The sequence below is a fragment of the Changchengzhania lutea genome (assembly GCF_006974145.1).
GTDB lineage: Bacteria > Bacteroidota > Bacteroidia > Flavobacteriales > Flavobacteriaceae > Changchengzhania > Changchengzhania lutea.
Genome location: NZ_CP039456.1, coordinates 3,941,048 through 3,964,060, shown reverse-complemented (window position 1 = coordinate 3,964,060; position 23,013 = coordinate 3,941,048). Strand labels below are relative to the sequence as shown.

21 protein-coding genes and 1 pseudogene are annotated in these 23,013 nt (G+C 35.2%); 12 read left to right on the top strand and 10 right to left on the bottom strand.

Annotated features, from left to right (window positions below):
* Positions 1-55 precede the first annotated feature (55 nt).
* A pseudogene (locus FAF07_RS17710) lies at positions 56-1,410 on the top strand (IS5 family transposase).
* Positions 1,411-1,675: 265 nt separating this feature from the next.
* Here FAF07_RS17710 and FAF07_RS17705 read toward each other — a convergent pair.
* Positions 1,676-1,816, bottom strand: coding sequence for a transposase (locus FAF07_RS17705; RefSeq protein WP_246067829.1), 141 nt, complete (start codon positions 1,814-1,816; stop codon positions 1,676-1,678).
* 227 nt (positions 1,817-2,043) lie between these two features.
* On the opposite strand from FAF07_RS17705, the gene tnpA reads away from it, so the two are divergent.
* Positions 2,044-2,484, top strand: coding sequence for an IS200/IS605 family transposase (gene tnpA, locus FAF07_RS17700; protein WP_246067828.1), 441 nt, complete (start codon positions 2,044-2,046; stop codon positions 2,482-2,484).
* A 184-nt stretch (positions 2,485-2,668) separates the two neighbouring features.
* Here tnpA and FAF07_RS17695 read toward each other — a convergent pair whose 3' ends face one another.
* The 5 genes from FAF07_RS17695 to FAF07_RS17675 all read right to left on the bottom strand — a co-directional run bounded on the left by FAF07_RS17695 (position 2,669) and on the right by FAF07_RS17675 (position 4,913).
* A complete protein-coding gene (locus FAF07_RS17695; RefSeq protein ID WP_142786368.1) occupies positions 2,669-2,959 on the bottom strand; it encodes a hypothetical protein in 291 nt (96 codons plus the stop codon).
* A gap of 3 nt (positions 2,960-2,962) precedes the next feature.
* Positions 2,963-3,358: a hypothetical protein gene (locus FAF07_RS17690; RefSeq protein WP_142786367.1), complete on the bottom strand. Its 396-nt coding sequence runs from the start codon at positions 3,356-3,358 to the stop codon at positions 2,963-2,965.
* 40 nt (positions 3,359-3,398) lie between these two features.
* The gene (locus FAF07_RS17685) at positions 3,399-3,656 is read right to left on the bottom strand and encodes a HypC/HybG/HupF family hydrogenase formation chaperone (RefSeq protein ID WP_142786366.1); all 258 of its coding nucleotides are present in this window, start codon (positions 3,654-3,656) and stop codon (positions 3,399-3,401) included.
* A gap of 18 nt (positions 3,657-3,674) precedes the next feature.
* Positions 3,675-4,496: a hydrogenase nickel incorporation protein HypB gene (hypB, locus tag FAF07_RS17680; protein ID WP_142786365.1), complete on the bottom strand. Its 822-nt coding sequence runs from the start codon at positions 4,494-4,496 to the stop codon at positions 3,675-3,677.
* Positions 4,497-4,571: 75 nt separating this feature from the next.
* Positions 4,572-4,913: a hydrogenase maturation nickel metallochaperone HypA/HybF gene (locus FAF07_RS17675; protein ID WP_142786364.1), complete on the bottom strand. Its 342-nt coding sequence runs from the start codon at positions 4,911-4,913 to the stop codon at positions 4,572-4,574.
* Between the two features lie 158 nt (positions 4,914-5,071).
* Between FAF07_RS17675 and FAF07_RS17670 the strand changes: the two genes are divergently transcribed.
* The 7 genes from FAF07_RS17670 to hypE all read left to right on the top strand — a co-directional run bounded on the left by FAF07_RS17670 (position 5,072) and on the right by hypE (position 13,696).
* Positions 5,072-6,196: a hydrogenase small subunit gene (locus FAF07_RS17670; RefSeq protein ID WP_142786363.1), complete on the top strand. Its 1,125-nt coding sequence runs from the start codon at positions 5,072-5,074 to the stop codon at positions 6,194-6,196.
* A gap of 11 nt (positions 6,197-6,207) precedes the next feature.
* Complete coding sequence (locus FAF07_RS17665) at positions 6,208-7,941, top strand: nickel-dependent hydrogenase large subunit (protein WP_142786362.1); 1,734 nt, start codon at positions 6,208-6,210, stop codon at positions 7,939-7,941.
* Positions 7,942-7,951: 10 nt separating this feature from the next.
* Positions 7,952-8,677: a Ni/Fe-hydrogenase, b-type cytochrome subunit gene (gene cybH, locus FAF07_RS17660; protein ID WP_142786361.1), complete on the top strand. Its 726-nt coding sequence runs from the start codon at positions 7,952-7,954 to the stop codon at positions 8,675-8,677.
* An 88-nt stretch (positions 8,678-8,765) separates the two neighbouring features.
* A complete protein-coding gene (locus FAF07_RS17655; RefSeq protein WP_142786360.1) occupies positions 8,766-9,293 on the top strand; it encodes a hydrogenase maturation protease in 528 nt (175 codons plus the stop codon).
* 24 nt (positions 9,294-9,317) lie between these two features.
* Complete coding sequence (gene hypF, locus FAF07_RS17650; protein WP_142786359.1) at positions 9,318-11,585, top strand: carbamoyltransferase HypF; 2,268 nt, start codon at positions 9,318-9,320, stop codon at positions 11,583-11,585.
* A complete protein-coding gene (hypD, locus tag FAF07_RS17645; protein WP_142786358.1) occupies positions 11,585-12,673 on the top strand; it encodes a hydrogenase formation protein HypD in 1,089 nt (362 codons plus the stop codon). Before hypF ends, hypD begins: the two co-directional genes overlap by 1 nt.
* 9 nt (positions 12,674-12,682) lie before the next feature.
* Entirely contained in the window at positions 12,683-13,696 is a 1,014-nt protein-coding gene (gene hypE / locus FAF07_RS17640) for a hydrogenase expression/formation protein HypE (RefSeq protein WP_142786357.1), read from the top strand.
* Here the strand turns inward: hypE and FAF07_RS17635 are convergent.
* The 4 genes from FAF07_RS17635 to FAF07_RS17620 form a co-directional block, all read right to left on the bottom strand.
* The gene (locus FAF07_RS17635) at positions 13,693-14,394 is read right to left on the bottom strand and encodes an urease accessory protein UreH domain-containing protein (protein WP_142786356.1); all 702 of its coding nucleotides are present in this window, start codon (positions 14,392-14,394) and stop codon (positions 13,693-13,695) included. The two genes, hypE and FAF07_RS17635, sit on opposite strands and share 4 nt — an antisense overlap.
* A 361-nt stretch (positions 14,395-14,755) precedes the next feature.
* Positions 14,756-15,313: a menaquinone-dependent protoporphyrinogen IX dehydrogenase gene (gene hemG / locus FAF07_RS17630; protein ID WP_142786355.1), complete on the bottom strand. Its 558-nt coding sequence runs from the start codon at positions 15,311-15,313 to the stop codon at positions 14,756-14,758.
* A 204-nt stretch (positions 15,314-15,517) separates the two neighbouring features.
* The gene (locus tag FAF07_RS17625; RefSeq protein WP_142786354.1) at positions 15,518-16,087 is read right to left on the bottom strand and encodes a 3'-5' exonuclease; all 570 of its coding nucleotides are present in this window, start codon (positions 16,085-16,087) and stop codon (positions 15,518-15,520) included.
* 717 nt (positions 16,088-16,804) lie between these two features.
* Positions 16,805-17,110, bottom strand: coding sequence for a hypothetical protein (locus FAF07_RS17620; RefSeq protein WP_142786353.1), 306 nt, complete (start codon positions 17,108-17,110; stop codon positions 16,805-16,807).
* Positions 17,111-17,326: 216 nt separating this feature from the next.
* On the opposite strand from FAF07_RS17620, the gene hutH reads away from it, so the two are divergent.
* From hutH to FAF07_RS17605, 3 genes are all read left to right on the top strand, one after another.
* Positions 17,327-18,817 carry a histidine ammonia-lyase gene (gene hutH, locus FAF07_RS17615; protein ID WP_142786352.1) on the top strand — a complete coding sequence of 497 codons (1,491 nt, stop codon included), beginning with the start codon at positions 17,327-17,329 and terminating at the stop codon, positions 18,815-18,817.
* Positions 18,818-18,827: 10 nt separating this feature from the next.
* On the top strand, positions 18,828-20,825 hold the full coding sequence (locus tag FAF07_RS17610) for a urocanate hydratase (protein WP_142786351.1): 1,998 nt from the start codon (positions 18,828-18,830) through the stop codon (positions 20,823-20,825).
* Positions 20,826-21,032: 207 nt separating this feature from the next.
* A complete protein-coding gene (locus FAF07_RS17605; RefSeq protein ID WP_142786350.1) occupies positions 21,033-23,006 on the top strand; it encodes a protein-disulfide reductase DsbD family protein in 1,974 nt (657 codons plus the stop codon).
* Positions 23,007-23,013 lie beyond the last annotated feature (7 nt).

Genomic DNA, 23,013 nt, shown 5'->3' with positions numbered 1-23,013 from the left:
ATAACTTTTCAAAAAAGACAAGGTTTTAGTATCTTTCTGTATAAAACCTTGTCAAATGCGTGCAAAAAAAGAATCAAAAAACCAATTACATTTTTTAGCTCCCACATTAAAAGAGCAATTAAATCCCAACCATGAGCTTTACTTGCTATCACATACTATAGATTGGGATTATTTTGAGGCTGAATTCAAAAAATTCTATTCCAATAAAGGTCGTCCAGCCCACAGTATAAGGTTAATGACCTCCTTGTTGATTTTAAAAACTGTCTACAATCTCTCCGATGAGAAACTAGTGGAAGAACATTGGGAGATGAATGTCTATTTTCAATATTTTTCAGGCAATTCCGTTCAACAATGGGGACAGCCCTGTGCTGCAAGTGATCTGGTTCATTTTCGTCATCGTATAGGCGAACAGGGCATAGAAAAAATATTAAAACACTCCATAGATAAACACGGTAAAGACGGAAACGATAAACATGTCAGTATTGATAGTACAGCACAAGAAAAGAATATTAGCTATCCAACAGATGCCAAACTACACAAAAAGATCATTGACAAGTGTGTAAAACAAGCTAAAAAATCAAACATAGCACTAAGACGAAGTTATAAACGTACAAGTAAGCAATTGGTCAGGGATACCTATAATGGCAACCACCCCAAACGCAGAAAAAAAGCCAATGCAGCCAAGCGAAAACTCAAAACCATAGCAGGGCGTTTGGTTAGAGAATTAGAACGCAAATTACCACAAGGTATTTACAGTAGTGAATTAGAACTTTATAAAAAAGTACTTGCTCAAGAGAAACACACTAAAAACAAAATTTATAGTCTTCACGAACCAGAGGCCTATTGCATGAGTAAAGGAAAAGCTCACAAAAAATATGAGTATGGTTGCAAAGCATCGGTAGTACTCACTCAAAAGACAGGTGTTATTGTAGGGGCAATGACCTTTAGCACAAATGTATATGATGGCCATACTTTGGTGGATGTATTGAACAAACCAAATATCTTACAGGTAAATCACCAAAGACAGCTACCGTGGACAGAGGTTATAAAGGCAAACAAATGATTGCTAATACCCAAATCAACATCCCTAAACCACCATTGAAAAAAGACAGCGAATACCAAAAACGGAAAAAAAGAAAACACTTTAGCAGACGAGCTGCGATTGAACCTATTATTGGTCACCTGAAATCTGACCATAGGGCTGCTAGGAACTTCCTTAAAGGACAAATTGGAGATACTATTAATTTTATAATGGCTGCTGCTGGGTTTAACTTCAAGAAATTAATGAAGAAACTCAAAGCAGAAGCTCTTTGGCTTATTTCTAAAATCAATACCCAAATTATAATAAGCGCATCAAAATTTATTCTATTACAAAATGATGTAACTGGAAAAATGAAACCTCTTTTTTAAGGCTCGACTAAATAAAAGGTAAAATGTAACAAAAGTTCCTATCAAATAAGTTACCTATTCGGTTACCAAGAGTAATTAATAACATGTAATTTTTTGATTATTATAGATATAAGGGTTAAGGCATACTTCCTGCTACCCCGACTTTTAAACAAATCAATTAGTAGCAAAAACTTGGTAACCTTGTGACTTACAGGTTTTTGCATTTTCATCAATATCATAAGAATGTGAAAAAGGGTTTAAGGATAAAGCTTGTGGGGTTTTAGGATTACACAAAAATTGATGTAAGTCTAAAGAGGAAAAAATCCACGTTTCTAACCTCTCTGAATTCTGCCCTAAAGGCTTTTATTTTGGCATTAAAAAATTCTACTGATGCATTGGCGCTTCGGTAATCAAAATAGTTGAGGATGTTTCATTGTGATACTATCATTGACTTATCAATCAATGTCAATAGAACCAATGATTTTCGAAAAACAAGAAGAGTACAACACGAATTTGTTGATAACCAGTGAATTTCCACTGAATAGTTACTAAAAAATCAAAGAATAACTTAACTTGTTTAATCAAGAGAATACCTCGAAGCTCTGCTTCGGGGTATGGTAACTAAGTGATTATATTTGTCTTATGAGTTAGCATATTCATAAGAGGCACAATAAGAGCTTGTTACTATATCATTTAGTTTGCGCTATAAAATATCGTAGGAGTATACTTTCTGAGAATGTAGAGTTGAGTTTGGTCGAGGTATGTATAAATAATGAAAAGCGATTTGGAATAGAGTTTTTAGAGATTGGTTCAGATGAGAATCATGTTCATTTTTTACTTCAAAGTGTTCCAATGTTATCGGTAAAAAAGATAGATCAAACAATAAAGAGTATTACAGCCAAAGAGCTTTTTCGACTACATCCAGAAGTTAAACAGCAGTTATGGGGAGGTCAATTTTGGAGCAGTGGATATTATGTAAATACAGTTGGACAGTATGCGAATGAAGAAGTAATCCAGAAGTATATCAGTAATCAAGGGGATGACACGAAAGAATACAAGAGTTACCATAAAAGTCAACTAAGTTTGTTTGGCTAAGTAGATACCTCGAAACTCTGCTTTGGGGTTGTTCATTTACAGTTAATTATAAGCGCGACAGTACTAAAATTCCTAAAAGAAAATTTTGGATGTTGACACTAACAGCATACTAACCCAGTTCAGTCAACACGGTCTCCATGTTGGGCATTTCATGCCACACGAAGACTTAGTTATTGGAAACAGTTTATTTGGAAGCACAATTTTCATTATAAAAATCTACAATAGAAACCATTTCTCTTCTGCGAAATTCATTTTCCTTTACTTTCCTTATAATTTCTGGGCAATCTTTAAAGAATTCATTAACGTTTTTTTTGAAATGGCGTTTTCCGAAAACAGGATGGTCATTACCTATTTTAATTACTTCATGTCCACTGCCTTTATTGACATAATATTCATTTACTACACCTAATGCTACTCCAGAATTCATAATTGATCCTGTATTAGTAACTACATTTGTTTTTCCTGCGGGAGTCATTATTTATGATGTTTGTCCAGTATTAAAAGCTCCAGAATTATTATTATGGTATTCAATTACGAATAAATTGATTCGTCCAGGATATTCTCTAATTACTTTCATTAATTTAGGTATCTTTCCTGCAATAAATTTATACTTATAACATTCATTAACTCCGTCTTCGTATATTTCTATTTTTTTGACTTTTCGGTAAGTGTAAATTATTTTTTTCTCTTTCTTTTTTTTTCTAAATTTAATTGTTCCGTCTTTAAGTATTCTTGCCTCTCCTTTTAAAACTTCGTTATTTCTTAAATATAGAGTAGCAGATTCGAATGTATTTCCAATTTGAGCATTTAATGCAGTAGATATTAATAGGATTATTAAGGTTACTTTTTTTATTGAATATAGTTTAGAAATCAAGGATGTGTGTCATATGCACAGTCCTGAAATAATTATGGTATTACGCTTCGCCTTCATTCAATTCATGAAGTTCACCGAGTTGTTTTAAAATCTGAAAAGTTTTTTTTGCTTCTTCCTCATCAACTACGCTTATAGCCGCACCAACATGTACCATGACGTAATCGCCAATATTTGCTTCTGGAACAAGAGTTAAGCTTACTTCTTTAACCACACCATCAAAAGAGACTTTTCCTGTTCTAAAAGTTTCATCAAGTTGTGCTGTAATTTCGATTAATTTCCCTGGTATTGATAGACACATAATATTTTGGATTACGAATTAGGGTTTTTGGGTTTTTAACCAGTCATACCACTTTGTCATGCCTTCTCCGGTTGTAGCAGAGACTTCAAAGAATTGTAAATCCGGATTCACTTGTAAAGCGTATTCTTTTAATTTATTCATGTTGATGTTTACATAGGGTAACAAATCTATCTTATTTATGATGCAAATATCAGACGAGTGAAACATATCGGGATATTTGATGGGCTTATCTTCACCTTCGGTAGTACTAATAATCACTACGCGCTTTGATTCTCCCAAATTGAACATGGATGGACAAACCAAATTCCCAACATTTTCAATCATTAGTATAGAATTATCAGTTATGTTTAACTGCTTAACAGCTTTATAAACCATATCACTTTCTAAATGGCATCCTTTTCCAGTATTTATTTGGACAACAGGAATATCTAAAGCATCAATTCTATTTGCATCATTAAGGGTTTGTTGATCGCCTTCAATAACATAAAAAGGAATCTCATCTTTTAAATCTGATAACGTTTTTTCCAAAATAGAAGTTTTCCCAGATCCTGGGGAGCTAACTAAATTCAAAGCGAAAATATTTTTTGCCTCAAAATAGCCTTTGTTTCTTGCGGCCATTATGTCGTTTTGCTGCAAAATATCCTGCTCCAAATCGATAACCATTTTATGATGATGATGGTCATGACCGTGAGAATGGTTGTCATGGTGATCGTGTGAATGACCATGATGATGCGTATGTCCATCATGTTGATGGTGATGATGTTCGTTAGTTTTTATTTCCTTTGGATTTTGAATGGATACCCCATCCGCTCCTGATCCACAACCACATGTTCCGCACATAATACTAATAGTTTTTATTTTCTTAAAGTTGGTTAATTGGTACAGTGTCTTTAAAATATGGCATTGATAATCATTTTAAGAAACCTCTAAAAATTTCACTAATAATTCTTTGCCTTTTATAATGCCTTTTAAATAACTTTTACAGTTTGGGCAGGCATCATAAATATTATCTAATTTAAAGCTTGTATCACAATCAAAGCATTTTGCTTCGCCATAAATAACATTAATTTTTTTAATGGCATTTTCCAAGACCGTATCCTTCACAGCAGAAGACCAAACAAAATCTAAAGAATCAAATTCTATTCCCGCAAGAGTACCAATTTCAAGCTCTATTTTTTCAACTTTTTTTGCATTTGCTTTTTTTGTTTCATTTTCAGCAATTCTTACAATTCCTAAGGCTATAGATAGTTCGTGCATAAATTGTTATAAATAAAAGAACATATAAAAATATAAATAAACACGACTCAAAAACATGATATATATCATTTTTCGAGTACAAATGATTCAATAACTTTAGAACTGTCGGTAAAATGGCTAATGGCCATCTATATTCCTTTATTAATATATTTATTATTATGAATAAAAAAAGAGACCTAAGCCCCACGTATTATGAGAGCATAAGAGAACAAGGTTACAGTCGTAGGGATTTTATGAAATTTTCGGCTTTTATAGCTGCATTCATGGGATTGGAATCTACAATGATTGGACAAGTCGCTAAAGCTCTTGAGACCACCAAACGTCTCCCTGTAATTTGGGAACATTTCCAGGAATGCACTTGTTGTAGTGAGTCGTTTATTAGATCAGACCATCCTATTGTGTCCGATATAATTCTGGATAAAATTTCATTGGATTATACGCAAACCTTAATGGCTGCATCAGGACATCAAGCAGAAGCTGCAAAACACGCTACCATGAAAAACCATAAAGGCGAGTATATCCTTTGTGTTGAAGGTTCTGTGCCACTGGGCGATGATGGTAACTATTGCTGTATAGCTGGTAGATCGGCAAAAGATTTATTAATTGAAGCAGCAGAGGGCGCCAAGGCAATTATTGCATGGGGAAGTTGTGCATCTAATGGATGTGTACAATCGGCAAGGCCAAATCCCACAAATGCTACTCCAATTCATAAGATTATTAAAAACAAACCAATTATTAGAGTTCCGGGTTGTCCTCCTATTGGAGAAGTAATGGCTGGAGTTATTGTTCATCTGGTAACTTTTGGCAGACTACCAGAATTGGATAGATTAGGAAGGCCAAAAGCATTTTATGCAAAACGTGTTCATGACAGTTGTTACAGACGTCCTTATTACAATGCGGGACTTTTTGCGGAAACGTTTGATGATCAAAATGCCAAAGAAGGGTATTGTCTGTATAAATTAGGATGTAAAGGGCCTACTACGTATAACGCATGTGGCACTATAAAATGGAATAACGGCGTAAGTTATCCAATTCAATCAGGTCATGGTTGTATTGGTTGTAGTGAAGCTGGGTTCTGGGATGCAGGACCATTCTACAAAAGAGGAACCAATATTCCTGGAATTGAAGAAGAAGGCTTTGCAGATGACTTTGGAAAAGTGGCGGCTGGTGTTTTAGCCGGTGGTATTGCCGTTCATGCAGTTGCGGCAGCAGTTTCAAAACGAAAAGAAGTGGCGAGTCGTATAAAAAGAGGAAAGTCTAACGAAGCACATATTGAGTCTTAAATCATAGAACAATGGCAAATAGAATAGTTGTTGATCCCATAACGCGCATCGAGGGTCACTTAAGAATAGAAGCAGAAATAAAAGACGGCAAAATTGTTGATGCCTTTAGTTCGAGTACAATGGTTAGAGGCATTGAAGAAATTGTAAAAGGCAGAGATCCTAGAGATGTTTGGGCATTTGTTCAACGAACTTGTGGTGTTTGTACTACCGTGCATGCATTGGCATCTGTAAGATCTGTTGAAGATGCCTTAGAAATTCAGGTTCCTCCAAATGCTGAAATGGTAAGAAATATTATGGCAGGTACATTGTACATGCACGATCATGTGGTTCATTTTTATCATCTACATGCCTTAGATTGGGTGGATGTTGTTAATGCGCTTAAGGCAGATCCGAAGAAAACATCTGAAATTGCTCAGAGCATATCCAGTTGGCCAAAAAGTTCACCGGGTTATTTTTCTGATATAAAAAAGCGAATTACAAAATTTGTTGAAAGCGGACAACTAGGCATTTTCGCTAATGGATATTGGGGACACAAGCAAATGAAATTACCTCCAGAAGTAAACCTATTGGCTGTTGCCCATTATCTTGAAGCACTGGAATGGCAAAAAGAAATTGTAAAAGTTCATACTATTTTTGGTGGTAAAAACCCACATCCAAATTACTTAGTTGGAGGTATGGCATGTGCAATAAATACAGAAAACCCTGGAGGCATAAATGCAGAACGTTTAGCGATGGTTGGCAAGCTAATTAAAGAAGGAAAACAATTTATAGATCAAGTTTATATTCCTGATTTATTAGCTATAGCATCATTCTATAAAGATTGGGGAGCCATAGGCAAAGGGTTTGGTAATTACATGTCTTATGGAGATTTCCCAACCAATGGATATTCAGATATGTCTAGCTTTAAATTCCCTCAAGGTGTCATTTTGAATAGAGACCTATCTAAAGTTCATGATGTAGACCATAGAGGGGACCAAATAGAAGAGTTTGTAAACAATTCTTGGTATGAAAACTATGCAGAAGGCCAAGATAAAGGAAGACATCCATGGGAAGGGGAAACTAAAATTAAGTACTCAGGGCCAAAACCACCTTATGATTTCTTAAACGTGGAAGAAAAGTATAGTTTTATTAAAACGCCCCGTTGGAAAGGCCTACCAATGGAAGTTGGTCCACTTGCTAGATTATTGGTTGGTTACGGAAGAGGAAATAAAGAAATTCAAGAAGCAGTAAATGCGGCCTTAGCACATTTAGACGTTCCTGTTGATGCTTTGTTCTCGACTTTAGGTAGAACAGCGGCTAGAGGAATTGAATCTCAACTAGTGGCTAATTGGACGCAAGAATTCTACGATACTTTAATAAATAATATCAAGAACGGTGATGAAAGAATGGCAAACACAGAAAATTGGGAGCCTTCTTCTTGGCCAGATGAAGCTAAAGGTGTTGGATTTATGGAAGCACCAAGAGGGGCACTAGCACATTGGATTAAAATAAAGGAAGGTAAAACAGAGAATTACCAACTGGTAGTGCCAAGTACTTGGAATGCCTCTCCCAGAGATCCTAAAGGACAACGTTCAGCCTATGAATCTGCGCTTATAGGAACTCCTGTTGAAGACCCAGAATTACCGTTGGAAATTATAAGAACTATTCATTCGTTTGACCCTTGTTTAGCATGTGCGGTACATTTATATGACGAACACGGTAAACATATTTCTCAAGTTCAGAATATATCTAGTTGTGATGTTTAAATTTTAAATTATGAAAACCTATAATTTTAAACGTGTCATGGTATGGGAACTTCCAGTTCGCATATTTCATTGGCTTAATGTGTTTGCAGTGATCGTATTAACTATAACAGGTTTTATAATTGCTGATCCTCCTGCAATAATATCATCAAGCCAAGAAGCAACTAATACACATTACTTTGGGTATGTAAGGTTTATACATTTTGTTTCGGCTTATGTGTTTTTATTTGTAATGATAATGCGTATTTATTGGCTATTTGTTGGGAATAGATTTGCAAGTTGGAGAGCATTTTGGCCTTTTAGAAAAGCGTTTTGGAGAAATTTTTCACACGTACTAAAAATGGATATATTTTTACAAAATGAAAAAGTTGAAGATGTAACTAAAATTAGTATTGGTCACAACAGTATTGCAAAAATATCGTATATCGCTATGTTCTTTATAGCAATACTAATGATAATTACCGGTTTTGGTTTATATGCTGACATGTCTAGCTGGTGGTTGCCGAAATCTTTTAAATGGGTCGTCCCATTTTTTGGAGGGGACTATTTAGTTAGAACAATTCACCATGTGTGTATGTGGCTGTTTATATTCTTTGCTATGGTTCATGTGTATCTCGTTATGTATCACGATTGGTTAGAAGGGCGTGGTGAAGTTTCATCTATGGTTGGTGGCTATAAATTTGTGCGTGAAGATAGACTGAGAGAAGAAGACAAGGTAAAGGATATAGATACGCTGTAAGATACAGGATAATATAAAGAAAAGAAAATTCATTCATTACGTGTTGCACACATTTTGGATGAATTTGTTTTTAAATTGAACAAAGAAAATGAAGGAAAGAACGCCTGTTGCCATTAGTAGTGATGCCTATTTTTTTGAGAAGGACAAGTCAAATTCCATTCTTGTCTTAGGAGTCGGGAATTATTTGATGGGAGATGAGGGCATCGGCGTTCATACCATGCAGGAAATGTCAAAATTAGATTTACCCGAGTATGTTGATATTCTTGATGGTGGCACTGGCGGATTTTTGCTCTTAAACTGTTTTGAAGCATATAAAACCATCATTTTTGTTGACGCCACTATGGATGGTAAACCAGAAGGTACAATTACCAAACTTCGACCAAAATTTGCAGCAGATTTCCCAAAGGCATTGAGTGTACATGATGTTGGCTTAAAAGACATGATTGAAGCTGTTTATTTAATGGAACATGTACCCGATATTCATTTGTTTACAGTTTCTGTGGAGCAGATTAATCCAATGACGATAGACCTAAATGTAAAGGTAAAAGAGGCTCTGCCTATGCTTATTACCAACATCCTAAGCTTGTGTAAAGAATTACATAACAAAAAATCCTAATTCTACATTTTAAAAGGTTTTTAAATGGCAAAAACTTATAAAATAATAGTTTCTGGCCAAGTTCAAGGTGTTGGATTTAGACCCTATGTATATAATCTGGCAAAAATTTTTTCATTAGCTGGAACGGTTTCAAATAACGAAGATGGCGTTATTATTTATATCACTGGAGAGCTTCAAAATGTTAGGGGTTTTTATAATGAATTAATAAATAAACCACCTCCAGTTTCTAAAATTAATTCAAAAACTATGGAAGAAGTGCCTATCCAAGAATTTACTGGTTTTCAAATTATTCCATCAAGTAAAGATGGTCAAGTAAACTTACCTTTAACTCCAGATTTTGCGATTTGTGAAGATTGTCAAAAAGAAATAGCCGATATTAAAAACAGAAGGTACAAGTACGCTTTTACAACTTGTGTCAATTGTGGCCCGCGTTGGTCAATTACCAAAACGTTTCCGTTTGAACGCCCACATACAAGCATTGATGATTTTCCCATGTGTAAATCATGTAACGAAGAGTACATGAATCCTGCAAACAGAAGGTTCCATTCACAAAACAATACGTGCCATGAATGTGGAATAACTTTTGAATTTATTGATAATAATGGGGGAAAGATAAAATCAAATAATATATTTTTTACTATTTCAAAACTACTTTCAGAAGGAAAAATAATAGCGATTAAAAACACAAGTGGTTACTTATTATGTTGTAATGCCGAAGATGATTTTGTTGTTAAGAAACTAAGAAAATTAAAGAATAGACCTAATAAGCCATTTGCGGTACTTTATCCTTCACTAGCCCTTTTAAAAAAAGAAATAAAGCTAAAACCAAAAGCAATAAAAGCGCTAACATCAACCGAACGACCAATTACAATTATATCTGTATCAAACTATAAAGGAAATATTGCGCTTCAAGCAGTTGCTCCAGGGTTAAACCAACTTGGGGTCATGTTACCATATACCGGAATCTTACAATTACTAGCCAACCAATTGGACTTCCCTATTGTCGCTACCAGTGGCAATATTCATGGCTCTCCAATTATTAGTCATAAAAAGGATGTTGAGGTTAAACTAAAGAATGTTGCAGATTATTTTTTACATCATAACCTCGAAATTAGACATCCTCAAGACGATTCAGTATTAAAAATTAGCAATAAATATAGTTTAGAATGTCTCTTTAGGCGTTCCCGCGGATATGCCCCAAATTATTTGGATATTGAGATTAAATCGAATGAAAAAATATTAGCATTAGGATCAGATTTAAAAAATAGTATAGCCTTCTGTCCCAATGAGCATCTATATGTTGGACAGTATGTAGGTAACCTTGAAAACTGTGACGTTTACAATAGGTTTGTGAAAGAGATTAACGCATTTATAAACATTTTTGAACAAAAACCAGAAGTGATATTAGTAGATAAGCATCCTAATTATCAGAGTACTCAACACGGAATAGAACTATCTAAAAACTGGAAAACGAAGCTTTATCAGGTACAGCATCATAAAGCGCATTTTGCCGCTGTGCTTGGTGAGTATAATTTATTCGAAGATGATAATGTTCTGGGTGTTGTTTGGGATGGAACAGGATTTGGAGACGATGGCAATATTTGGGGTGGCGAGTTTTTTAAATACAATTCTAAAGACATTGAAAGGTTGACTCATTTTGAGTATTTTAATTGGATTTCTGGAGATAAAATGTCTAAAGAACCTCGATTGTCTTTGTTTTCTTTAGCAGACGAATCATTCAATGACCTACTTAATTCAAAATTTTCAAGTGAAGCGTTACAAGTTTTAACGACTATCAAAAAGAAAAATAAGCTTAAGACATCTTCTGTCGGAAGGCTCTTTGATGCGGTTTCTTCTTTATTAAATATTTGTGATTTTAATTCGTATGAAGGTGAAGCGGCTATGCTTCTTGAAAATAACCTTGTTGATTATAATTTAGAGCGTTGTATCAATTATTGTAAGAGGTTTTCAGGAAAAACAATTCCAACATCACAAATTCTTAAAGGGGTACAATCAGATTTAAGAAAAGGCATTGAAACAGAACAAATTACAGCTAATTTCCTATTTACATTAGCTTCAATAATTTATATGGTTGCTGAAAACAGTAACAGTTCGAAAATTTGTTTAAATGGAGGCGTATTTCAGAATACAACCTTAATGGATATGCTAATTGAACTTAATGATAACAAGTATAAATTATATTTTAATCGTAACTTAACACCTAACGATGAGAATATTGCATTCGGACAGATTATGTATTATTTAAATTGTGAAAACAAAGAGAATTTTTAATGAAATATCTAAGTGAATATAGAAATTTAGAAGCTACAAAAAGCTATTTAGATCTTATTGCCAACAAAGTAACAAGAACTTGGAACATCATGGAGGTTTGTGGTGGTCAAACTCATGGTTTGGTTCGCAACGGCATTCTTGATTTGTTGCCACAACAGGTTCAAATGATACACGGCCCCGGTTGTCCGGTTTGTGTGACGCCTTTAAGTCTTATTGATAAGGCCATAGAATTACTGGAAAAGGGTATTATAGTTTGTTCTTTTGGTGATATGATTCGAGTTCCAGGCAGCAAAAAAAGCTTATTGGAAGCTAAAGCAGATGGCGGAGACTTACGCATACTATATTCTCCTTTGGAGGCTGTAAAAATTGCTAAAAACAACCCAGAAAAAGAAGTTGTCTTTTTTGCTGTTGGTTTTGAAACCACCGCTCCAGCAAATGCATTGTCAGTACTTCATGCACAAAAAGAAGGCTTGACAAATTATTCAATTTTAGTATCTCATGTTTTAGTGCCTCCAGCAATGGAAGCTATTTTAGACGACGAATTTTGTAACATAGATGCTTTTCTAGGAGCTGGACATGTTTGCGCTATAATGGGTAATGAAGAGTATCATCCGCTATCAAAAAAATATAACATCCCAATAATAATTACAGGATTTGAACCGCTAGACTTGGTGCAGGGTATTTATATGGCAGTTTGCCAATTGGAAGCGGGGATACATAAAGTTGAAAACCAATATTCGAGAGTTGTTAAAGAAGAAGGAAATCTTGCTGCAAAAAAAGTAATTCAGCAAGTTTTTGAAGTAGGCAATAGAGAATGGCGAGGTATTGGTGAAATTCCAAACAGTGGATACAAAGTGAGAAAGGAATTTATTGCTTATGATGCAGAAACTAAATTTAATATTGAAAATATTAAAGTGCCTGAAAGTTCAATATGTATAGCTGGAGAAATTTTAAGAGGAATAAAAAAACCTCGGGAATGTCCTGCTTTTGGAAAAACATGTAACCCTTCAAATCCATTAGGTGCTCCAATGGTTTCTTCAGAAGGTGCGTGCGCAGCATATTTTCATTTTAGTAATAACGAAATCTAAAAAGCAATAATGATAGATTATAAGATTATTAATTTAGGACATGGTAGTGGTGGATTAATGACTAGAAATCTTCTAGACGACATTATTTTTAAAACGTTTAGTAACCCTTTTTTAGATAAAAAACATGACGGTTCTGTTGTTAAAATTGAAGGGAGAATTGCTATATCGACAGATAGTTTTGTAATATCCCCAATCTTTTTTAAAGGTGGAAATATTGGTGAGTTAGCTGTAAATGGTACTGTAAATGACGTCGCCATGTGCGGCGCCCAACCCAAATATTTATCACTGGCATTTATTATTGAAGAAGGCTTGAAAGTTGACGATTTTGTAAAGATTGTAAATTCAATTAAAAAAACTGCTGATAATTGTGGCGTTCAAATTATAACAGGAGATACTAAAGTTGTTGAGCGCGGTAAAGGCGACCAAATATTTATTAATACAACTGGTTTTGGATCGGTAAATCCTAAGGGAAATATAGCTGCTGAAAATATTAAAGTTGGTGATAAGATTATTGTAAATGGATGTATTGCTCAACATGGAATGGCAATAATGTCGCAACGCGAAGGTTTGGAGTTTGAATCGACCATAGTAAGTGACACCACCAATTTAAATTTTATTGCGAATGATTTGATAAATGCATTTGGACTTGGAATTCACTTGTTTAGAGATGCTACTCGTGGAGGATTGGCAAGTGTGTTAACCGAAATTGCTTCAGATATTAAGAAAGGCGTTTCAATAAATGAAAATGATTTACCTCTAGAAAGGCAAGTAGCAGCGGCATGTGAAATTTTAGGATTAGACCCATTGTATGTAGCAAATGAAGGTGTTTTTGTTGCCATTGTAGATCGGGGCATTGCAGATGAAGTCGTTAAATTAATGCAAAATGATAGCAAAGGCAGACATGCTGTTTGTATTGGTGACATTACCAAAGAGCACCCTAATAAGGTTGTTATGAAAAGTGCTATTGGAGGTAAACGTATAGTCAGCCCCATGATTGGAGAGCAATTACCAAGGATTTGTTAGAAACTCACACACCAATAAATACCTATTATTATAGCAAACAAGCCACCTGCTAGACGGATTCCATTAAAGAATAATTCGTGATGTCCAGATTTTGCGGACGAAGCAATTTTGCCAATAACAAACGCAAAAATGGTCATTGCTAAAATGATACCTAAAGCAAATCCGACGATATAAAGTATAGAGTCCATTTGAGATTCAAAAGCCAATACAGGAAGAAATATTAAAAAATGGGCAATACCTGCAAGACCATGTAAAACGCCTATGCTTAATGAAGCAGCATAACTCTGCTTGATGTTTTTTGGATGTTTATGCTCGTGTGTTGTTTCATGAGTGTGCTCATGTGTATGTTTATGAATAATTGGAGCATTTTCACTATGTATGTGAAGGTGTTTGTGCTGCTCTTGCGTTTTGAATATCTTATAAATTGCCCATAAACCAATGCCTATTAAAACGACACCAACAAGTTGTTCGCTATATTCAGAGATTTTTCCAACAGGAATAAGTTCTTTAAATAGTACAAATAGCAACCCTATGGCAATCATTCCCAATAGATGGCCTATGCCCCAAGCCAATCCTATTTTCCATGCTTTCTTCTTTGATTCAATAGCAAAAGGCAACACAGCGGCAAGATGATCTGGCCCCATAATAACATGTAATATGGAGGCTAATAATCCTGCTGTAAATGAAAATTCTAACACACTTATAATGTAATATTAACGAATTACTAAAATTAGAAAAAATTGAAAGGCTAAAAGATGATTAAGCTCATGTTTAGTTTCTATTTTTAATTCAATAGTGTTCAATTAAAATATGTAAAAACAGCCCGAACAATAGGTTGGGCATGGGTCAAAAGATTTTTTTAAGATTTGCATCTTGCTTATACAAAAAATAAAAAATTATATACTTTCTGAAATGATAAATGTATTATACTATGATTATCAATTAGTTAAAATCATGTCTTGATTCTATGTTCTAGCTGCGCAGTGGTCTTAATTCTTTTATCGGACAATAATGTTTTTAATTATAATTGGTATTAAGGCTAAAATCGAGCAATTATTCTTATGCCTCTTTGTTGTGCTTAGTACTTTTATAGTTCTCGCTTATCTTTAATCCGAAACTATCTACTCTTTTCCAATCTGTAAATTCTATTGGACCGTCTGACCTAGTTGGGCCATTAGTTAATTTCATGATTAGTTTAATCATTATCCTATCAATTAGTGAGTAGGATTTATAATCTAATTTTCCAGCAAACACATCCAAAAAATCAGGCTTCCATTCATTTTTTTTTAAGAATTTGATCAGATAAGGATTTGTATTAGCCAAATTTTTATCTTTTTTTCTTGCGACAAGGTTAACTGAGAAAAAAGCGGTTTTTATTTCGCTAAGATGATCTTTATTGTTCCGTATAAATTCAGAAATCTTCTCATTATGTTTTCCATATCTAATACTTGCTCCAATAACCAATGTGTGAAATTCTGATAAATTTCCATTAAAATCATCAATTGAGTAAAGTTCTGTTTGTATTTGTTTCTCATTGAAAAAGGCACTCAATTTTTTACAAATCTTTAGAGTTTGCCCATCAACAGAAGAATAAATTATTCCAATCTTTGGTTCCATAAAATTATTTAGTTCAATAAGTTTTTCATTGTTCTTGTATTAAACACAAGGCCCTGCGCAGTCAAAACGGTCTTGTTTAAGAATAGTTGTGGTTTTGTGTGCGAGGATTTTCAACAAGAAAATCAGATGTAACAAAACAAGCAACGGCCTTTATTAAAGCTAAAAACCAGCAATTTTTTATAAGGCTTGTTGTGGGTACGTGCTTTATATCAGCCCTATTTTTCTCATTTCCCAAAAACACTTTTCTGTCGCATTTATATCAACTGATGCATCGTGTGCTTCGTCAAAATCAACTCCAAATAATTTAATATGTAATTCTGACAGTTTTGGCCATTTATATCCGTAAGGTCCAGAAATTTTGCAATAATTAGTCGAGGATTGCATAGTACATAATTTTCTTTTTCGTCCAAAGTCGCTTTGAATTCTTTTTCTTAATAATTCCGCTCCAATAATTTTTTCATCAAAACTAATGTTGTGAGCTACAATAAAATTAGATTTTTCGACTAATTCATTAAATCTCACAAGTACTTTTTCAAGATTTTCACCTTCGTTAATAGCCTTTTCTGTAGAAATTCCGTGAATTCTTGAAGAATCAACAGGAATACTAAAATTTTCTGGCTTAATAATGCAATCATATGTTTCAATACGATTTCCTTCATTATCACATAAAATCCAAGCCACTTGAATCATTCTTGGCCAATTATTCAAATTTGTTACTGGTGCTTTCCAATTCTTAGGTAGTCCAGTTGTTTCTGTGTCAAAAAATAGATACATTTTTTTTTATTGTTTATAAAAGTCAGCATTACCCATAACGTGTTTCTTTAGTTTGTAATGAATAATTTTCAACATATTCTTATGTTTCAACTGTTCAGTTTCGATTTCAGTTTTTGCTCTTAAAAATCGAAAAACTTGAATTAATCAACAATTTTTCTTGGTCTGTTCAGCTTACCCACAACGTCCGCGCAGTTGCGCAGATGTTCGGCGGTATCTAGCCCTATCGGGTCAATACCGCCGAACGTTTATGTATAAGAATAGTGCAGTTTTGTGTGCGAGGATTTTCCCAAGGAAAATCAGATGCAGCAAAAAAAAGCAACGACTTTTGGTTTAGGTTAAAATAGTAATTATTTTTAGAACAGGTGTTGTAAGCTATTCTTTTTTTGCTAAGTAATGACCTACTTCGACCCAATAGAAATACCCAAATTATTTTCAACTAATTTGTATACAGAACTCGCATGAATAGTAAGATGAGATACCATAGGGGGAGAAGCCGCTATCATTAAAAATTTACATCACTTTATAATAATTAAGATGTGCTATATTCCGGGTCAAATAATATAAAAAGAGTGTTTTTAAACTGCAAGAGATTTTTATAATTAGAAGGGGCTATGGGATGATTTTCGGGTAATACAAGGTAAAAGGTGTCTTTTAAAACAGGTAAAATTTCAATATGCTTTGGTACACGATCTAATCTTATTAAAGCCAATATCAATATTATAGTTTTTGTAAATCATGAATTTGCTTTTGGTTGTCCATTTCTTTTAAACTAATAATGATATCGGAATAATTTTTTCGATATTCTAATAATAAATTCGGAATAAGTTCTTGCATTGCAGAACCTACGTAGCCCATCTTTAATTGGCCCTTTTTACCATCATGAAGCAATTGGGCATGACCTATAATATCATCAAGCTGCTTCAGATGTATTGTTAATTCTTTTTTTAAATAGGTTTCTGTATTGGTTAATTCTACTTTTCGGTTGTGATGTTCAAATAATCTTAAGCCTAAATCGGCTTCCATTTGCTTAATTTAACGGCTTAAACCTGATTGAGAAATAAACAAGCGTTCTGCTGCTTTTCCGGAAGTGTAAATCTTCAGCCACAGCTAAAAAATATTTTAAATGTCGAAGCTCTAATTGATTACTAATAGTTATTAATATTTGATTAAATTAGTCTTATAAAGCATCAAAAATAATCATAACTTTGTATTAACTTATACCCTAAACTTCATTTTAACATGTTCAAATACGGAATAGATAGACTTTCTGCAAAAAAGGTCATTAACATATCAAACGGAAGCTTAAAAGCTTTACTTGCCGATGATGCTATTAAAAAAGTAAATGATAGTAGAAAAAGAGTAGAAATATTGGCGCATTCTAATAAGGCTGTTTACGGCATAAATACAGGGTTTGGCCCTTTATGTGATGTGCAAATTACACCTGAGCAAACTAACAAACTCCAAGAGAACCTTTTAATTACCCATGCAGTTGGCGTTGGAAATCCAATACAAAAGCAACTCTCAAAAATCATGATGATATGTAAAGTACATGCCTTGTGCCAAGGGTATTCAGGTATTCGTATAGAGGTTATAAACCGTATTATTTATTTTATAGAACATGATTTGCTTCCGGTTGTTCCAGAACAAGGATCTGTTGGGGCATCTGGAGATTTGGCGCCGCTATCTCATTTATTCTTACCCTTAATTGCTGAAGGTGAATTTTGGATTGAAAATAAGATAGTTAATGCAAAGGAAGTCCTTAAAAATCACCATTTAGAACCCATTCAATTGCAAGCAAAAGAAGGTTTGGCACTAATTAATGGCACTCAGTTTATTTTAGCACATGCTATTTTTGGCCTCGATAAGATGCGTTATTTACTTGATTTGGCAGACTTGGCAGGAGCGATGAGTATTGAAGGTTACAAAGGAAGTGCTTCGCCATTTAAAGAGGCATTGCACACCATCCGGCCTTTTAAAGGTAATTTGAAAGTGGCTAAGCGTATGCGCATGCTTTTTAAAAATTCAGAAAACATTATGTCCCATGAGAATTGTGAGCGCGTTCAAGACCCTTACTCCATGCGTTGCATACCGCAAGTTCATGGCGCTTCAAGAAACGCCTATTATCATTTGGAGGAATTAGCAGAAATTGAAATGAATTCGGTTACAGATAACCCTATAATTTTAAGTGATACTGTTGCCATTTCTGGAGGTAATTTTCACGGACAACCTCTGGCTATGGCTTTAGATTATACGTCAATTGCAGCGTCAGAATTAGGAAATATTTCAGACAGAAGGTGCTATTTATTAATAGAAGGGAAATATGGTTTACCACGATTATTAACTGAGTCTGGTGGGCTAAATTCTGGTTTTATGATTCCACAATACACAACCGCTGCTTTAGTTTCAGAAAGCAAGTCGCTGTGTTTTCCGCCTTCTGCAGATAGTATTCCAACTTCTTTAGGACAAGAAGATCATGTGTCTATGGGAAGTATTTCTGGCAGAAAGTTTAATCAAATCTTGGGTAATCTAGAAAAAATTCTAGCTATAGAACTCATGTATGCGGCTCAGGCATTGGAATTTAGAAGACCTCATACATTTTCAGATATTATAGAAGAAAATTTTAGAATTATTAGAGCAAAAGTTAAGAAGTTAGAAGAAGATAGAGTTTTAAAACCTGATATAGATCACATGATAGCGCTCGTAGTTAATAAATCAATTGTAGTTAAATAAGTTTATAGCCATGACATTTAAAGAGCAATTAACACAAGGGATTCCATCCGAATTACCAGAAAAAAGAGCTTATTCTATAGGGTTGAATAGGGCTCCCAAAAGAAAGGATATTCTATCTGTTGACGAAAAAAAATTGGCAATTAGAAATGCACTGCGCTACTTTCCTAAAAATTGGCATAAAACCTTAGCTAAAGAATTTGCTCAAGAATTAAAAGATTTTGGCAGGATCTACATGTACCGGTTTATACCAAATTACGATATGTATGCCAGACCTATGGATACCTATCCTGCAAAATCTAAACAAGCAGCTTCCATAATGCTCATGATACAGAACAATTTGGATCCAGCGGTTGCACAACATCCAGAGGAATTAATTACATATGGCGGTAATGGATCTGTATTTCAAAACTGGGCACAGTATTTAGTCACTATGCAATATTTGGCTACCATGACGGATGAGCAAACATTACATATGTATTCGGGGCACCCCATGGGTTTGTTCCCCTCATCTAAAAATGCACCACGAGTAGTTGTAACTAATGGCATGATGATTCCAAATTATTCTCAACCGGATGACTGGGAGAAATTTAATGCATTGGGAGTTACGCAGTATGGGCAGATGACAGCGGGTTCATTTATGTATATCGGACCACAAGGTATTGTTCATGGCACTACGATTACGGTTATGAATGCGTTTCGCAAAATTTTATCAAAAGAGGAATCGCCGAATGGGAAAATATTCTTAACAGCTGGGTTAGGTGGTATGAGTGGGGCACAGCCAAAAGCAGGAAATATTGCCGGTTGTATTACTATTGCAGCAGAAGTAAACCCAAAAGCGGCGACCAAACGTTACGAACAAGGCTGGGTTGATGTTTTAATTGATGCCATGGATGGTTTAATTTCCAGGGTCAAAAAAGCGCAACAATCCAATGAAGTGGTTTCCATTGCCTTTATTGGAAATATTGTTGATGTTTGGGAACGTTTCGATGAAGAAGGGATCTTTATTCACTTAGGTTCCGATCAAACATCATTGCATATTCCATGGACAGGAGGCTATTACCCTGTAGACATATCGTATGATGAATCCAATAGACTTATGAGGGAAGAACCAGACCTGTTCAAACAAAAAGTACAGGAGACTTTAAGACGTCATGCAGCTGCTATTAACAAACACACTGCCAAAGGAACCTATTTCTTTGATTATGGCAATGCTTTTTTACTAGAAGCTTCTAGAGCCGGAGCAGATGTTATGGCAAAGAACAATATTGATTTCAAGTATCCATCATACGTACAGGATATTTTGGGACCTATGTGTTTCGATTATGGCTTTGGACCGTTTAGATGGGTTTGTGCTTCAGGAAAACCAGAAGATTTAGACAAAACGGATGAAATAGCCATGGACGTTTTAGCAGCTATTAAGAAAGATGCCCCTGAGGAAATTCAACTGCAAATGCAAGACAACATCACGTGGATTAAAAACGCAAAACAGAATAAAATGGTTGTAGGCTCACAAGCCCGTATTTTATATGCCGATGCGGAGGGTCGTTCTAAAATAGCAGAAGCTTTTAACAAGGCCATTGCATTAGGCGAAATAGGCCCTGTTGTTCTGGGAAGAGATCATCACGACGTAAGCGGAACAGATTCACCGTACCGCGAAACCTCAAATATTTATGATGGTAGTAAATTTACGGCAGACATGGCTATTCATAACGTTATTGGAGACAGCTTTAGAGGCGCGACTTGGGTGTCTATACATAACGGTGGTGGTGTTGGTTGGGGTGAAGTTGTAAATGGAGGCTTTGGCATGTTACTGGATGGAACACCAGAAGCCGATGAACGTTTAAAGAGCATGTTGTTTTACGATGTAAATAACGGAATCGCACGTCGAAGTTGGGCTAGAAATAATGAAGCGATATTTGCAATCAAGAGAGAAATGGAACGCACACCAAACCTTAAAGTGACATTAGCTAGCTTAGTTGAAAATAAATTATTAAATGATCTTTTTTAACATGCCTAAGCATTCAGTTAAGGAAAATTAAATTTAGATGAATTCAAATCTAATTAAACTAAAGTTAAATCAGATGTTCAATAAATCTTAATTATTTATCTTTATCGCACTAATTTGATATAGAAGTGGTTTAAATTTTTTTGATTGAAGCGAAAAAGTTTAAACCACTTCACAGAAAAATCAAAAAGACTAATCCATTTTTTAGTAATGAAAAACCTTTACCTTCTATTGACCTTATTGACTTTATCGATAGGGAACTCCCAAATTTTGGATCCCGTTAAATGGTCTACATCCGTTGAAAAAGTCTCAGACACACAGTACAGGTTAATTACCAAGGCCTCCATAGAACCTGGCTGGCATCTGTATGCACAGGATGTGCCAGAAGGCGGCCCAATCCCCACGACTTTTGGTTATGATGATTCCAACAGTGCTCTTAAAACTCTTGGAAACACTTTAGAAGAGGAAGGTCACACGGTCAATGATCCTGTGTTCGAGATGAAGATTAAGTTTTTTGAGGACAAAACGACCTTTATTCAACTTATTGAAATTACAGGGGATATAGCAACTATACATGGGACCGTAGAATTTATGGTCTGTGACGACACCAGATGCTTGCCACCAACCGAGGTCGATTTGGTTTTCAATCTTTCGGAAAATGCTAAGGCTATAGCTAGCGAACCTTATGAACAAATTAATAAAGACAGTTTAGAAGCTAAATCATCTAGCCCAAAAGAATCAAAAAAAGGACTGTGGGGCATATTCTTCATAGCCTTCTTTTCAGGGTTTGCAGCTTTACTTACACCGTGCGTATTCCCTATGATTCCCATGACGGTGAGTTTCTTTACCAAACAGAGTAAAAATAAAGCTGCCGGGATAAAAAATGCCATTATTTACGGACTATCAATAATAATAATATATGTCCTATTGGGAACTCTGGTAAGTCTGATTTTTGGAGCCGATGCGCTCAATGCCCTGTCCACCAATGTGTGGTTCAATTTGGCATTTTTTGTCCTGCTCATCATCTTTGCGGTCTCTTTTTTAGGGGCCTTTGAGATTATGTTGCCCAATTCCTGGGCGAACAAGGTAGATAAACAAGCAGATAGGGGCGGGCTTATTGGTATCTTCTTTATGGCATTGGCATTGGCAATAGTGTCCTTTTCCTGTACAGGCCCCATAGTGGGGACACTGCTCGTTGAAGCTGCCACTGGCGGTAGCCAAATTGGCCCTATTGTAGGGATGTTAGGTTTTTCGCTCGCCATTGCACTGCCATTTGCACTTTTTGCCGCATTTCCGGGATGGTTAAACTCCCTGCCCAGATCTGGAGGATGGCTAAATACCGTAAAAGTGGTATTGGGCTTTTTAGAATTGGCATTAGCATTCAAGTTTCTATCGAATGCCGATTTAGTCTTGCAACTGCACTGGCTGGAACGCGAAGTATTTATTGCCATATGGATCGCCATATTCGGAGCATTGGCCTTTTACCTTTTCGGAAAAATACAATTACCACATGATTCGCCATTACCCCATATTTCGGTAGGACGATTGAGTTTGGGCTTGCTGGTTCTGGCATTTACAATTTATATGATCCCTGGTTTATGGGGCGCGCCATTGAATTTAATCAGTGCATTTCCACCGCCACAACATTATAGCGAATCACCATACGGCGTGGGCTACACACAATTGGGATCTGGAAATGTCCCTGGAGGTGATTATGATAAAATTCCTGAAGGGGCCCATTTGATACCGCCCCATAACATTTTGGCATTCAATGACTATGATAAGGGCTTGGCCTATGCCAAAAAAGTGGGCAAACCAGTCATGATAGATTTTACGGGACATGCCTGCGTGAATTGCAGAAAAATGGAACAAAACGTATGGGTAAAACCAAAAGTGCTGGACATTCTTAAAAATGATGTGGTATTGATATCACTATATGTAGATGATAAGCGTAAATTAGATGAGGATGACATTGTGGATTCCCAATTAAAACCTGGTAAAAAGTTAAAATATATTGGCCAGAAATGGAGCGAACTGCAAACCATTAAATACAAGACCAATTCACAGCCATTTTACGTGCTCATGGATCATAATGAAGAGAATTTATTAGACCCCGTGGCCTATACCCCAGATGTTGACGAATACTATACTTGGTTAAAAACAGGTGTTTCCAAATTTAAATAAGTAGAAT

Excerpts from the sequence above, each read along its gene's own strand:
- FAF07_RS17695 (WP_142786368.1), bottom strand. The coding sequence starts at position 2,959 with ATGACTCCCGCAGGAAAAACAAATGTAGTTACTAATACAGGATCAATT.
- FAF07_RS17685 (WP_142786366.1), bottom strand. The coding sequence starts at position 3,656 with ATGTGTCTATCAATACCAGGGAAATTAATCGAAATTACAGCACAACTT.
- hypB (WP_142786365.1), bottom strand. The coding sequence starts at position 4,496 with ATGTGCGGAACATGTGGTTGTGGATCAGGAGCGGATGGGGTATCCATT.
- FAF07_RS17675 (WP_142786364.1), bottom strand. The coding sequence starts at position 4,913 with ATGCACGAACTATCTATAGCCTTAGGAATTGTAAGAATTGCTGAAAAT.
- FAF07_RS17670 (WP_142786363.1), top strand. The coding sequence starts at position 5,072 with ATGAATAAAAAAAGAGACCTAAGCCCCACGTATTATGAGAGCATAAGA.
- FAF07_RS17665 (WP_142786362.1), top strand. The coding sequence starts at position 6,208 with ATGGCAAATAGAATAGTTGTTGATCCCATAACGCGCATCGAGGGTCAC.
- cybH (WP_142786361.1), top strand. The coding sequence starts at position 7,952 with ATGAAAACCTATAATTTTAAACGTGTCATGGTATGGGAACTTCCAGTT.
- FAF07_RS17655 (WP_142786360.1), top strand. The coding sequence starts at position 8,766 with ATGAAGGAAAGAACGCCTGTTGCCATTAGTAGTGATGCCTATTTTTTT.
- hypF (WP_142786359.1), top strand. The coding sequence starts at position 9,318 with ATGGCAAAAACTTATAAAATAATAGTTTCTGGCCAAGTTCAAGGTGTT.
- hypD (WP_142786358.1), top strand. The coding sequence starts at position 11,585 with ATGAAATATCTAAGTGAATATAGAAATTTAGAAGCTACAAAAAGCTAT.
- hypE (WP_142786357.1), top strand. The coding sequence starts at position 12,683 with ATGATAGATTATAAGATTATTAATTTAGGACATGGTAGTGGTGGATTA.
- hemG (WP_142786355.1), bottom strand. The coding sequence starts at position 15,313 with ATGGAACCAAAGATTGGAATAATTTATTCTTCTGTTGATGGGCAAACT.
- FAF07_RS17625 (WP_142786354.1), bottom strand. The coding sequence starts at position 16,087 with ATGTATCTATTTTTTGACACAGAAACAACTGGACTACCTAAGAATTGG.
- FAF07_RS17620 (WP_142786353.1), bottom strand. The coding sequence starts at position 17,110 with ATGGAAGCCGATTTAGGCTTAAGATTATTTGAACATCACAACCGAAAA.
- hutH (WP_142786352.1), top strand. The coding sequence starts at position 17,327 with ATGTTCAAATACGGAATAGATAGACTTTCTGCAAAAAAGGTCATTAAC.
- FAF07_RS17610 (WP_142786351.1), top strand. The coding sequence starts at position 18,828 with ATGACATTTAAAGAGCAATTAACACAAGGGATTCCATCCGAATTACCA.
- FAF07_RS17605 (WP_142786350.1), top strand. The coding sequence starts at position 21,033 with ATGAAAAACCTTTACCTTCTATTGACCTTATTGACTTTATCGATAGGG.